The sequence below is a fragment of the Streptomyces sp. GL_148 genome, from assembly GCF_057834205.1.
On the sequence record NZ_CM174396.1, the window covers coordinates 8012191 to 8023815 of the forward strand.

At 71.8% G+C, this 11625-nt stretch carries 12 protein-coding genes; 7 read left to right on the top strand and 5 right to left on the bottom strand.

The features are described from left to right. The first annotated feature begins 134 nt into the window (after nucleotides 1-134). Together AC3IYI_RS36185 and AC3IYI_RS36190 are read left to right on the top strand one after the other, a co-directional pair. Nucleotides 135-521 carry a tyrosinase family oxidase copper chaperone gene (locus tag AC3IYI_RS36185; RefSeq protein WP_489407660.1) on the top strand — a complete coding sequence of 129 codons (387 nt, stop codon included), beginning with the start codon at nucleotides 135-137 and terminating at the stop codon, nucleotides 519-521. A 6-nt stretch (nucleotides 522-527) separates the two neighbouring features. Next, nucleotides 528-1391 (top strand): tyrosinase family protein, encoded by an 864-nt coding sequence (locus AC3IYI_RS36190; protein WP_489407661.1) that lies wholly within the window; start codon nucleotides 528-530, stop codon nucleotides 1389-1391. A gap of 104 nt (nucleotides 1392-1495) precedes the next feature. Here the strand turns inward: AC3IYI_RS36190 and AC3IYI_RS36195 are convergent, their stop codons facing one another. Together AC3IYI_RS36195 and AC3IYI_RS36200 are read right to left on the bottom strand one after the other, a co-directional pair. Further along, a complete protein-coding gene (locus AC3IYI_RS36195) occupies nucleotides 1496-1780 on the bottom strand; it encodes a chaplin (RefSeq protein ID WP_489407662.1) in 285 nt (94 codons plus the stop codon). Nucleotides 1781-1935: 155 nt separating this feature from the next. Further along, nucleotides 1936-2328: a hypothetical protein gene (locus tag AC3IYI_RS36200; RefSeq protein ID WP_489407663.1), complete on the bottom strand. Its 393-nt coding sequence runs from the start codon at nucleotides 2326-2328 to the stop codon at nucleotides 1936-1938. A gap of 183 nt (nucleotides 2329-2511) precedes the next feature. Here AC3IYI_RS36200 and AC3IYI_RS36205 point away from each other — a divergent pair, with 183 nt between their 5' ends. Beyond that, nucleotides 2512-4017: a carboxylesterase/lipase family protein gene (locus tag AC3IYI_RS36205; protein ID WP_489407664.1), complete on the top strand. Its 1506-nt coding sequence runs from the start codon at nucleotides 2512-2514 to the stop codon at nucleotides 4015-4017. Here the strand turns inward: AC3IYI_RS36205 and AC3IYI_RS36210 are convergent. Next, nucleotides 3995-5254, bottom strand: a complete 1260-nt coding sequence (locus AC3IYI_RS36210) for an alpha/beta hydrolase (RefSeq protein WP_489407665.1) — start codon at nucleotides 5252-5254, stop codon at nucleotides 3995-3997. The two genes, AC3IYI_RS36205 and AC3IYI_RS36210, sit on opposite strands and share 23 nt — an antisense overlap. A 260-nt stretch (nucleotides 5255-5514) precedes the next feature. On the opposite strand from AC3IYI_RS36210, the gene AC3IYI_RS36215 reads away from it, so the two are divergent. Further along, complete coding sequence (locus tag AC3IYI_RS36215; protein ID WP_489411799.1) at nucleotides 5515-6543, top strand: TolB family protein; 1029 nt, start codon at nucleotides 5515-5517, stop codon at nucleotides 6541-6543. 75 nt (nucleotides 6544-6618) lie between these two features. Here AC3IYI_RS36215 and AC3IYI_RS36220 read toward each other — a convergent pair whose 3' ends face one another. Further along, the gene (locus AC3IYI_RS36220) at nucleotides 6619-7305 is read right to left on the bottom strand and encodes a GNAT family N-acetyltransferase (protein WP_243332231.1); all 687 of its coding nucleotides are present in this window, start codon (nucleotides 7303-7305) and stop codon (nucleotides 6619-6621) included. Between the two features lie 140 nt (nucleotides 7306-7445). Here AC3IYI_RS36220 and AC3IYI_RS36225 point away from each other — a divergent pair, with 140 nt between their 5' ends. The 3 genes from AC3IYI_RS36225 (at nucleotide 7446) to AC3IYI_RS36235 (ending at nucleotide 9584) form a co-directional block, all read left to right on the top strand. Beyond that, entirely contained in the window at nucleotides 7446-8252 is an 807-nt protein-coding gene (locus tag AC3IYI_RS36225) for an alpha/beta fold hydrolase (protein ID WP_489407666.1), read from the top strand. Nucleotides 8253-8344: 92 nt separating this feature from the next. Then, the gene (locus tag AC3IYI_RS36230) at nucleotides 8345-8902 is read left to right on the top strand and encodes a hypothetical protein (protein WP_489407667.1); all 558 of its coding nucleotides are present in this window, start codon (nucleotides 8345-8347) and stop codon (nucleotides 8900-8902) included. 1 nt (nucleotide 8903) lies between these two features. Next, nucleotides 8904-9584 carry a (2Fe-2S)-binding protein gene (locus AC3IYI_RS36235; RefSeq protein ID WP_489407668.1) on the top strand — a complete coding sequence of 227 codons (681 nt, stop codon included), beginning with the start codon at nucleotides 8904-8906 and terminating at the stop codon, nucleotides 9582-9584. An 86-nt stretch (nucleotides 9585-9670) separates the two neighbouring features. Here AC3IYI_RS36235 and AC3IYI_RS36240 read toward each other — a convergent pair whose 3' ends face one another. Next, entirely contained in the window at nucleotides 9671-11479 is a 1809-nt protein-coding gene (locus AC3IYI_RS36240) for a S8 family peptidase (protein WP_489407669.1), read from the bottom strand. Nucleotides 11480-11625 lie beyond the last annotated feature (146 nt).

Here is an 11625-nt window from a genome sequence, read left to right on the forward strand (position 1 = left end):
AGTCCAGCCGCGGAGGCCGGTGTCCAGCCCGTTTCCTCCTACAACCACATGAACCGGCGGGGGGCTCCCCGGTGACCTCACCCGCCGCGCCGCGTTAGACCCGTAGCCACCGGCCACCGAGCGAGGGAGACCGTATGTACGCAGCACCCGCCGCACCACTCACCCGCCGCGCGGTCCTCCGTACGGCCTTCACCGCGGCCGTGTTCGCCGGCACGGCCGCGGCGCTGGCCCCCGTACTGCGCGCCCGCCGTCCCCGGCAGACCCTCACACCGGCCCCGCTGACCCCGGCGGGCGAGGAGACGTACCGCGGCCGGCACATCGCCGTCGACCCGGCGGGGACCAGCGTCCGCATCGACGGCCGTGCCCTGCACGTCATGCGGCGCTCCGACGGCACGTACCTCAGCGGGATCAACCACTTCCAGTCCTACGCGACCCCGCTGGAGCTCGCCCGCGCGGCCGTCGACGAAATGGGCACCACCCAGCTGGCGTTCGCCGCTGCGCACCACGGGCGACAGGAGTAGCACGGCGTGTACATCCGGCAGAACCAGAAGAACCTGACCAGCGCCCAGAAGAAGCGCTTCACGGCGGCCGTGATCGAGCTCAAGCGCAACGGCACCTACGACGCGTTCGTGCGCACCCATGGCAAGTACTTCGTCCCCGACCGCGACAGCAAACTGCGCGTCGGGCACATGTCGCCGTCCTTCTTCCCCTGGCACCGGCGCTACCTGCTGGAGTTCGAACGGCAGCTCCAGGCCGTCGACGCGGGCGTCACCATCCCGTACTGGGACTGGACCACCGACAACAGCCCGGCCTCCTCCCTGTGGGCGGAGGACTTCCTCGGCGGGACCGGCCGGGAGAGCGACCGCCAGGTGATGAGCGGACCATTCGCCTACGGCAAGGGCAACTGGACGGTCACGGTCGGCATCACGGAGGCCGCCTTCCTCACCCGTAACCTGGGCCGTCCGCTGAACCCGATCAGCCTGCCGACCCGGGCCGAACTCCAGTGGGCGATCGACGACCCGCTGTACGACAGCTCGCCCTGGGACTCCACGGCCGGGCGCGGCGGCTTCCGCAACAAACTGGAGGGCTGGGCCGCCCCGAAGAGCGAGAAGTGGCGCAACCACAACAAGGTGCACCAGTGGATCGGCGGCCACATGACCGGCGGCACGGCCCCCAACGACCCGGCCTTCTGGCTGCACCACGCCTTCGTGGACCTGCTCTGGGACCGCTGGCAGCAGCGGCACCCGGACTCCGGCTACCTGCCCGCCGCCCCGCTCGCCCTCGGTGACCTCCAGCGCGGCCGGGTGATCGCCCTCGACGAGCCGATGCCGCCGTGGGACGTCACCCCGCGCGAGATGCTCGGCCACCAGGGGATCTACCGCTACGAGTGAGCCCCGCCGCCGCTACGAGTGAGCCCCGGCGGATCCGGTGGCAGCGGACGACACGAGGAAGGGCCCCCGCCGTCCGGCGGGGGCCCTTCGGGTCACCAGGCGAGTCAGCCGCCGTAGTTGCCCTCGGTGTGGTGGTCGCCGCCGCCACCCGACGCGTTGACGCAGGTGTTGCCGAACGCCGGGTTCAGCAGGGCGATCACGTTGACGGTGTTGCCGCAGACGTTGACCGGGACGTGCACCGGAACCTGGAGCAGGTTGCCCGACAGGACACCGGGGGAGCCGACCGCCGCACCGTGCGCTCCGGCATCGGCAGCCGCCAGACCCGCACCGGCGGCCAGGGCGCTACCGGCGGCAGCGGTGATGACGAATGCCTTCGCGATACGCGACATCAAGATCTCCTAGAGAAGAACAGGGGTGCCGCAGGAAACAGAAGCTGCGGCGTTTGACATGGCGTACAACGCGGGGAGCGCCCAAGGGTCACGGTCGCTGAGCCGCTGGTGATCTCGGAGCGCCCGGTGGTCCGGGACCACTGGCCGATTCCGGACTACGAGGTGGCCGAGAAGCGGGCGGAGGAGAAGTACGGGCGCACCGGCATGACCGCGCCCGGCGCCAGTACCGCCACCGGAGTACCCACACAGCCCGGCTCCCGGTACAGGGCCACCGAGCTCCCGGTCTTGTTCGTCACCGCCCGCCCGCCGCCGCCCAGGGCCTCCACGCAGCCCTTGGGGGAGTCGATGCCGTGCGGGCGGTCGTCCGTGCCCAGGTACTGGAAGGCGGGCCCGACGGCCGTCGGGGTCCCGAGGGCGGCGCTCGGGCCGTCGGCCGCGTACGCGCTGCCGCCGGCCGCCGCTCCGGCCGTGGCCGCCAGCAGCAGGACGGGGACCGATCCGGCCCGGACGAGGCTGCGCATGGTGTGGGGGAGAGACAGGGATCGCATGCCCCTCCCAACCCGGCGCGCCCCCGGCAGGGTCACGCCTTGTCACCCCGCGCATGCCTGTGCGACCGTGCGACGGGCGCGGAGCCCCGACACTCAGGAGCCCCGACACTCAGGAGCCCCGACACTCAGGAGCCCCGGCACCAGGAGGCCTGATACTAGGAGCCCTGACACCAGGAGGACGTGATGGCCGCAGCGGCGCATGAGACCCCGGACCGCCCCCGTCCCCGGGTCCGGACCGCCCACGGCGAGGTCGAGGGCAGGACCGGGCCGGGCGGCATCGCCGTCTTCCGGGGCATCCCCTACGCCGCCCCGCCCGTCGGAGCCCGCCGCTTCGCCGCGCCCGAGCCCCCCGAGGCCTGGGACGGGGTGCGCGACGCGGGTGCGTACGGCCCCACCGCGCCCAAGGTGCCCTACCCCGAGGCGTTCGCCGCGCTGCTGCCGGACCCGGACGTTCCCGGGGACGACTGCCTGAACCTCAACGTGTGGACCCCGGCCCCCGTGGGGAAGGAGATGCCTTCGGCCCCGCTTCCGGTCATGGTGTGGATCCACGGTGGCGCCCTCACCCGGGGCTCCTCGGCCGTGCCCGTCTACGAGGGCTCCGCCTTCGCCCGCGACGGGGTGGTGCTCGTCTCCGTCAACTACCGCCTGGGCGTCCTCGGCTACGGCCTCTTCCCCGACGCCCCCGCCAACCGCGGGCTGCTCGACCAGATCGCCGCCCTGGCCTGGGTGCGGGAGAACATCGCGGCCTTCGGCGGCGACCCCGGCCGGGTCACCGTCTTCGGGGAGTCCGCCGGGGCCATCAGCATCGGCGCCCTGCTCGCCGCACCCCGCGCCGCCGGCCTCTTCCACCAGGCCGTCCTGCAGAGCGGCGCCCCCGAGGTGCGGCCGCGGGACCGGGTGCGCACCATGGTCCGGCGGATGGCCGCACTGCTCAAGGTGCCCGCCACCGCCGAAGCCTTCACCCGGGCGGCCCTGCCCGACCTGCTCGCCGCCCAGGCGGCCGTACTGCGCCGCTCCTCACCGCTGCTCGGCGGGCCCGCCTTCGGCCTGGTCGCCGACCCGCAGACGCTGCCGCTCGATCCGCTCGAAGCGGCGGCCGCGCGGGGCGACGTACCGCTGCTGCTGGGCTGGACCGCCGAGGAGTACCGGCTCTGGCTGGCCCCGACCGGCATGATGCGGCTGCTGGACCGGCTGGGTCCGCTGTCCGTGGCTCTGGGCCGGATCCGCTCCGGCAAGGACCGGGCCGCCGTACGGGCGCTGCGCGCCGAGCGGCCGGGCGCCGGACCGGCCGACCTCCTCGGCCACCTGCTCGCCGACCGGCTGCTGCGCGATCCGCTGCGCGTGCTGGCGGGCGCTGCCGGGCGGAGCGCGCCGAGCTTCGTGTACGAGTTCGCGTGGCCGTCCGGGGTCGCGGGCCTCGGGTCCTGCCACGCCCTGGAACTGGGCTTCGTCTTCGACACCCTGGACGTGCCCGAGGCGTCCTGGCTGGCCGGACCGGACGCCCCTCAGGAACTGGCGGCGCAGATGCACGCGGCCTGGGTGCGCTTCGCCGTCGACGGGGACCCGGGCTGGGCGCCCTGGAACGGCGACGGCCCGCCGAAGGTGTTCGGCGGGCCGGTGCACGGGGAGCCGGGGCGCGAGGAGCCGGTGCGCGTGGGTGCGGCGACTACTCGACGGGTCCTTCCATGACCTTGCTGATGAACTGGATCGGCCCCTCGCCCATGTTGGGCACGTAGGTCTTGGCGTTGTGCTGGCCGCCCTGGATGATCCTCAGGTTGGTGTGGATCGGCCCCTTGCCGTAGTCGGCGATGAACTTCTGCACGTTCGGCAGGGTGTTCTTGTTGCTCTCGTTGGTGCCGACCTGGAAGGCCAGGTAGACGTCCGGGCTGCCCTTCTTGCCGATCAGCGCCTTGGCGAGCAGCTCGGGGTTGTTCTGCGCCTTCTCCTTGTCGTGGCCCTTCCACAGGGAGGAGTCGGGGACGATGTCGGGGCCGGAGACGATCGCGGCCTTGAACTTCTCCGGGTGCTTGAGCACGGCCTTCAAGCTGGCGAACCCGCCGGTGGAGGAGCCCATGTAGGCCCAGCCGTCACGGGACTTGACCGTGCGGAAGTTCTGCCGCATCAGGTCCGGGACGTCGTCGGTGAGCCAGGTGCCCATCTTGGGCTGGCCCGGGATGTCGGATCCGTCCCAGTAGATGCCCTTGTCGTCCGGGCCCGGGTTCAGCACCGGCATGGCCAGGATGAAGGGCTTGCTCTTCCCCTGGGCGTACCACTTGCTGATGCTGGTCTGCAGGCCCAGGTCGGTGCCCATCCAGTAGTTGTTCGGGTAACCGGCGCCGCCGGGCAGCGCGATCATGACCGGGAAGCCGCTCTTGGCGAACTTCGGGTCGTTGTACTCCTTGGGCGCCCACACCCAGACCTTGCCCTTGAACCCTGACTTCTTGCCGTCCAGCGTGGTGACGGCGACGTGCGTGCCGTCGGGGAGGGTCATCGAGTTCTTGAAGGCGGCCGCCGGGCCGGTGGGCATCGACATCTTCGAGTTCGGCGGCGGCGTCGCGACCGGCGCTCCGCCGGTGTCGCCCCCGGCGGAGCCGGACGGCGGCAGCTGCCCGAAGGAGACGGCGTCGCCCTTGTCGGTGAAGGGCGGTATCTCGTAGTGGCTCATCACGAGCGAGGCGACGGCAGCGAGCGCGAGGACGGAGGCACCCGCGATCACCCACCGCCGGACCCGGGACGGCCGGCGCGGCTCCGCGGGGGGCGGCGGAAGCGGCTGCCCGTACTGCTGCCCGTACTGCTGGTCGTACTGCTGGTCGTACGGCTGCCCGTACGGCTGCCCGTGCTGGTCGTACGGCTCGCCGTAGGGCTGCTGCTGGTAGGGCCCTTCCGAGCGGTACGGCTGCTGCTGTCCGTCGGGTGCGTGCGACATGTGCGGTTGCTCTCCGGCTGGTGCTGCCCCGTGGGGGCGGGGTGGGACTGCTTTCGATCGAAAAGATGAGCGTTCGTGGCCACGGGTTCCCGATTTTTACCTCTCTTGGGGTTCCGGAGGGGAGCGCGTTGCCCGGCGCGACAAGGGTGCGCCGAGTTCCGGTCTGGTCACCGGTTATCCCTGGCCTCTGCACATGCCGATCGGTACGGTACCTCCGCGCCGCCCCAGCCCCCTGTCCGGAGGTAACGCCCGTGTTCGGTATGCCCCTCCAGCGCCGGATCCTGATCCTCGTCTGCGGCGTCGTCCTGCTCGCCGCCATCGGTGCGCTCGCCGTCGTGCGGGCCTCCTCGCACGCCGAGGAGAAGAACCGGGTCCAGGCGGGCGGGCCGCCGATCACCCCCGGCCCGGTGTCCCTCGCCTCAGGCGTCGGCGGCCGGCGGATCGTGTTCCGGAACATGGCCTGGGGGCCGCACCGCGACGAGCTCGCCACCGCGGCGGCCGGCGAGCCCGAAGGCCCGCGTACCGCCTCCGGGGTCAGCTGCCTGCGCTTCCACGCGTCCGCCGGCACCGGGGTCTGCCTCCAGGCCGACAAGGGCGGGGTGCAGGACGGCTACCAGGCGGTGGTCCTCGACGCCCGGCTGAAGGAGGTCGCCTCCCGCCCGCTGGCCGGCATCCCGACCCGGGCCCGGGTCTCGCCCGGCGGCCACCTCGTCGCCTGGACGGTCTTCGTGGGCGGGGACTCGTACGCCGGTACGAACTTCTCGACCCGGACCTCCCTGCTGGACCTGCGCAGCGGGACGTACGACGCCTCGCTGGAGGACTTCACCATCCACAAGGACGGCAAGACGTACCGCACCGCGGACGTCAACTTCTGGGGTGTCACCTTCGCCGCCGACGAGCGGACCTTCTACGCCACGCTGGCCACCGGCGGCCGGACCCACCTGGTCCGCGGCGACCTCGCGGCGCGCACGGTGACCACGCTGCGCGAGAACCTGGAATGCCCGTCCCTGTCACCCGACGGAACCCGGCTGGTGTTCAAGAAGCGGGTGCCGGGCCTGCCGCCGGACGCGCCGTGGCGCCTCTACGTCCTGGACCTCGCCACGATGGCCGAGGCCCCGCTCGCCGAGGCGCGCAGCGTCGACGACCAGGTGGTGTGGACCGACGACCAGACCGTCGTCTACTCGCTGCCCGGGGACTTCGGCGCCGACCTGTACTCCCTGCCCGCCGACGGCGGCGGGGCCCCCGCCCGGCTGATGACCTCGGCCCTCGCCCCCGCCTTCCTCGGCTGACACCGGGAGGACGGGGGCGGGGCAGGGGTGGGAGCAGGGGCGGGAGCAGGGCGTGCGGATTTCCGAGAAGGACCGTTACGCCGGGATGAGCGTCTTGCGGCGCCGCTTGCGCTGCGCCGCGGCCGACAGCCGCAGCTCGATGACCGACCGCACGGTCGGCCACTCCTCGTCGAGGATCGAGTAGAAGGCCGTACTGCGCACGGCGCCGTCCAGGCCCCGCGAATGGGCCCGGCGGACCCCCTCGCTGGTGAACCCGAGCCGCTCCATCGCGGCGCGCGAGCGTCCGTTGCGGGCGTCCGCGCGCAGCGAGATCCGCCGGACCCCCCAGGTCTCGAAGGCATGGCGGAGCATGAGCAGCTTCGCCTCGGTGTTGATGCCGGTGCCCTGGGCCGCCGGAGACAGCCAGGTATTGCCGATCTCGGCGGCATCGGGGATCGCCGTCGCCGGATCGCCGAACGGGACCCCCGGCACGGCGGGCCATACCAGCGGCCCCTGCCAGTAGTCGAGTTCCAGGAACCGGGTCGAACCGACCACCCGATCGTCGGTGGCTCTGACCACCGCGAACGGGAGCGATCGACCCGCCGCCTGATCGGCGAGGGCACGGTCGATGTACTCGTGTGACGCCTGCAACCCGTGAGGTACGGGAGTGAAGGCGTAAGTCGTACGATCCTCGGCCCCGGCCAGGGCCAAGGCCTCGGTGTGGTGGGGGGCGAGGGGCTCAAGCCGCACGGAGCGGCCGGCGAGGAGTACGGGTACGGGCACGGAGCCTTCGGTCCTTCTGGGCGGTGGGGTGGTTGCACAGTCTGCGTCCCTGACGTCGCCCCCCGTGCAAAACACGAGTGAAAGGCAACGGGCTGTCAGGTGAACGCGAGTGGCTCAATGTAGCTCCTTAGAGTCCTTTCATGAACCCCCAAATTGGCAATGGCGTGACACTCTTTTTCGAGGACTTGGGTCCCCGCGACGGAGCCCCCGTAATCCTGATCCACGGACATCCGCATCGCCACTCGATGTGGGCCCCCCAGACGGCCGCACTGACCACGGCCGGTTACCGTGTGATCACCCCTGACCTGCGGGGATACGGGCAAAGCCCGGTGCTGCCGGGCACAACGCTGCTCGCGGACTTCGCCGACGATCTCGCCGGTCTGCTCGACCGTCTGGGCGTCGAACAGGCGGTCGTCGTCGGTGTGTCCATGGGCGGCCAGATCGCCATGGAGATGCGGCTCGGCCACCCGGGCCGGGTGCGGGCCCTCGTCCTCTCCGACACCTCCTCCGCGCCGGAAACGGAAGACGGCAAAGCCTTCCGCCGAAACCTCGCCGAGCGGCTCCTCGCGGAGGGAATGAAGCCCTATACCGACGAGGTCATCGACAAGATGCTCGCGCCGTACAACGTGACCGGGATGCCGGAGGCCGCCGCCGAGGTCACCGGGATGATGTACGCCACCGACCCCGAGGGCGCGGCCGCCGCCCTGCGCGGGCGGGCTGAGCGGCCCGACTACGCCCCGGTGCTCGCGGCGCTGCCGGCCGAGGTGCCCTGCCTGATCGTGGTCGGCCGGGACGACGTCTACACCCCGGTGGCCGAGGCCGAGTCCCTGCACGCACTGGTCCCGCACTCGGTGCTCGCCGTGGTGGAGCGGGCCGGGCACCTGCCGGGCGTGGAGCAGCCGGAGGCCTTCAACCGGGCACTGCTGCACTTCCTCGCGGGCATCTGACCGGCGCGCACCCCCGGCTGCCGGTCCCACGGCCCGCGGATCCTCCGGATCCCGCGGGCCGTGGGGTTCCGCGTGCCTGAGATCATCCGGGGATGGACTTCGTGACGGAACTGACCCGCTTCGCGGCCACCGGCCGCCTCGGTGACTTCCACGTGGGCGCGCACCTCTACGACCTGGTGGCCGCGAAGGGCGAGCCCGAATGGTCGGACCGTGTGGACGAGGAGAGTCCCTGGCCGCACTGGTACTGCTACGGCGATCTTCAGATCGTCTTCTGCGCGTGCCGACTGCTGGAGCGGATGTACGTCCCCGCATGGCATGCGGAGCTGGAAGTGCCGGGGACCGGCCGGGATGCGGCGTACATCGTGCGGACCCGGGTCACCGAGCCGCGGCTCACCGCCGAGTTCGCCCGGGCCGGTCTGGTGTGGCAGACCCAGACGTACGAGAACCTGCCGGACCAGCGGACCCTGGTCACCGAGCCCTCGCCCGGGATCATGACCGGTTTCCTCTTCGCCCCGCCCGTCGCGGACGACGACGGGAGCCCGGAGGAGGGGGCGGACTGGGTGCTGTACAAGGCCTCGACGGCCGTCCTGCGCGACCACGCATGCCCGGATCCCGCCGGCTTCCGCCCCGACGACGGCTACGGCGCCTGACATGGACGGCGTACTGCGGCAGTTGCGCTCCGTCGGCCCCTTCTTCACCGTGGCGTACGGGAAGGAGCCGCCCGCCCCCGGCTTCCGGCCGCTCGACGAGCTGTACGGGGAGCAGCTCGGGGCCTACGTGGCGGAGGTCGGCCGGCGGATCGGGAGCGGCCCCGGGCGGGTGGCGGCCTCGACCGCGCAGTTCGGGATCGTCTCACGGCTCTGGTCGCTCGGGCTCGGCTGCGCCGTGCTCTCCGGGCGGGTCCCGGACCTCGGGCCCGGCCGCCTGTGGTGGCGGCTGCCAGGCGCGGGCTCGCTGGAGCTGTGGCTGCCCGAGCCCGCCGAGCTCCCCGGGGCCACCCCGGCGCGGGCCCTCGCGGACACCGTGCTCGGCAACCTCGCGGTGCTCGACACGGCGCTGCGCGAACGGTTCGGCGTCTCGCCGCAAGTGCTGCGCGGCAACGCCGCCTCCGGGCTGGTCGGCGCCGTCCGGGTGCTCACGGACCGGGTGTCGGGGGAAGCGGCGGCGCTGCTGGCCGCCGAACTCCTCGCCGACGGCGGACCGCTCGGCGGGACCGGCACCTATCTCCACGAACCCGGCCTCGGGGTGGCCTTCGTGCGCCGCAGTTGCTGCCTGTACTACCAGGTGCCGGGCGGCGGGCTCTGCGGGGACTGCGTACTGCGGACCAAGTAAGCGGGAAGGGGCCACCGGGGAGCGGTCGTACCGCTCCCCGGTGGCCCCCGTGGTGCCACTGATCAGAAGGCCGGAAGGCCCGACGATCAGAAGGTCAGGTTCCAGGCGTCGATCTTGCCGGTGTCCTGGCTGGCGTTGTCGTTCACGCGCAGGGTCCAGACGCCGTTGGCGACCTCGGTGGAGGCGTTGACGGTGAAGGTCTGGACGATGTTGTCCGCGGAGCCGCCGGTCCGGTTGCTCAGGACGTAGACCGAGCCGTCCGGGGCGACGAGGTCGACCTTGAGGTCACCGATGTAGGTGTGCTTGATGTCCACGCCCACCTTGAGGGTGGTCGGCGCGTTGCCGGTCACCCCGCTGACGGTGATGGCGCTGTTCACGGTCGTGTTGTCGGGGATGGCGACATCGGTGAGGTTCTCGAAGTACTTGCCGGTGGGCGGCGGGGTAGAGCCGCCGACCGCCTTCAGTGCGTCGACCTGGCCCTCGCCGAAGAACCCGTTGTTGGCCGTGGTCCCCGTGCAGCGGCTGTCCGAGGGGCAGGCGGTGTCGTTGGCCTGGGTGGCCAGCGCGGTGCGGATCTGCGCCGGGGTGAAGGTCGGGTTGGCGCTGGCGATGAGCGCCGCGACGCCCGCGACGTGCGGGGTGGCCATCGACGTACCGCTCTTGCTGCTGTAACCGCCGCCCGGAGCGGTGGAGTAGATGTTGCTGCCCGGAGCCGCGACGTCGATGACGCCCTGGCCGAAGTTGGAGAACGAGGCCTTGGTGACACCGGTGCCGTTGGCCGCGACCGTGACCACGCCCGGGAGCTCGGTCGGGATGTCGAGGCAGGCGTTGGTGATCGTCCGGGTGGTCGGCGTCGAGTCGTTGGGGCTCGCCGAGTCCGTGGTCTTGTTGGCGAGGTCGTAGTTCTCGTTGCCCGCCGCGGCGACCTGGAGCGAGCCCTTGCTCTCCGCGTACTCCTGGGCGCGCTTGACGCCCTCGATGATCGCGGCCTGGTCGATGTTGTCCGGGCAGTTGAACTGCCACGGGTCCGTGTAATAGCTGTTGTTGGTGACCTTGAACCCGTGGTCGCCGGACCACACGAAGGCGCAGATGGTGTTCTCGGCGAAGAAGAGCGAGGTGCCCGGCTCGGCCACGCGGACCGAGGAGATCTTCACGCCCGGGGCCACGCCGATGACGCCCTTGCCGTTCTTGGCGGCGGCCACGGAGCCGGCCACGTGCGTGCCGTGGGTGTCCACGTCGCGCCAGGCGCCGACCCGGGTGTCCGCCTTGCCGTAGGCGCAGGAGGCGGAGTCCGCGGCGTTGAAGTTCGGCGCCAGGTCCTGGTGCTGGTCGTCGACGCCGGTGTCCAGGATGCCGACCTTGACGGAGGCCGAGCCGGTGGTCACGGCCCAGGCCTGGTCGGCCTTGATCTGGGTCATGTCGGCGCGCACGGGCTCGCCCGTGGGAGTCGTCGACTGGGACGGGTTCGCGGGCAGCGCCGGGTTGTAGGCGTCGGCCGGTACGTCCGAGGTGCGCGTCGCGCCGACCTTCTGGACCCCGCTGACCCCGCGCATGGTGGCGGCGAAGGTCGAGGAGGTCGAGTGGGCGACGATCACGCCGATCTGGTCGTAGTACGAGAAGACCGTGCCGCCGTTCGCCGTGACGGCGGAACGGACCGCGGAGCTGTCACCGGCGGCGGTGATCACTACGTAGGCGCGGGTGCCGGCAGCCCAGGTCGCACTCTGGGAAGTCGGCGCCGCGGCCTTGGCCTTGGCGGGTGCGGAGGCGGTCGGAATGCCGGCCGGGGATACGGGCGCCGTGCCGGCGAGCGCGGCCGGTGCGCCGAAGGCCAGGGCGCTCAGGGCGGCCGCCAGTACGAGGGTGCGTCGAGGTCGGCTGGATATGTGGGGTATCAATGCGTCCTCCGAAGACGGTCCTGCGGTGCGGGTGGCACCTACCGGTCCGTACGAAACGAGTGGTGGACGCAAGATGTCAGAAGCGTGCCCCGGTATGGAAGTACCTTTTGCAGCGAGACGGTTCATCTGATCTTGGCTGAAAATCG

What these genes read in the sequence shown, in the direction of transcription:
- AC3IYI_RS36185 (WP_489407660.1), top strand. Translation starts at nt 135, where the DNA reads ATGTACGCAGCACCCGCCGCACCACTCACCCGCCGCGCGGTCCTCCGT.
- AC3IYI_RS36200 (WP_489407663.1), bottom strand. Translation starts at nt 2,328, where the DNA reads ATGCGATCCCTGTCTCTCCCCCACACCATGCGCAGCCTCGTCCGGGCC.
- AC3IYI_RS36210 (WP_489407665.1), bottom strand. Translation starts at nt 5,254, where the DNA reads ATGTCGCACGCACCCGACGGACAGCAGCAGCCGTACCGCTCGGAAGGG.
- AC3IYI_RS36195 (WP_489407662.1), bottom strand. Translation starts at nt 1,780, where the DNA reads ATGTCGCGTATCGCGAAGGCATTCGTCATCACCGCTGCCGCCGGTAGC.
- AC3IYI_RS36225 (WP_489407666.1), top strand. Translation starts at nt 7,446, where the DNA reads ATGAACCCCCAAATTGGCAATGGCGTGACACTCTTTTTCGAGGACTTG.
- AC3IYI_RS36215 (WP_489411799.1), top strand. Translation starts at nt 5,515, where the DNA reads ATGCCCCTCCAGCGCCGGATCCTGATCCTCGTCTGCGGCGTCGTCCTG.
- AC3IYI_RS36235 (WP_489407668.1), top strand. Translation starts at nt 8,904, where the DNA reads ATGGACGGCGTACTGCGGCAGTTGCGCTCCGTCGGCCCCTTCTTCACC.
- AC3IYI_RS36205 (WP_489407664.1), top strand. Translation starts at nt 2,512, where the DNA reads ATGGCCGCAGCGGCGCATGAGACCCCGGACCGCCCCCGTCCCCGGGTC.
- AC3IYI_RS36230 (WP_489407667.1), top strand. Translation starts at nt 8,345, where the DNA reads ATGGACTTCGTGACGGAACTGACCCGCTTCGCGGCCACCGGCCGCCTC.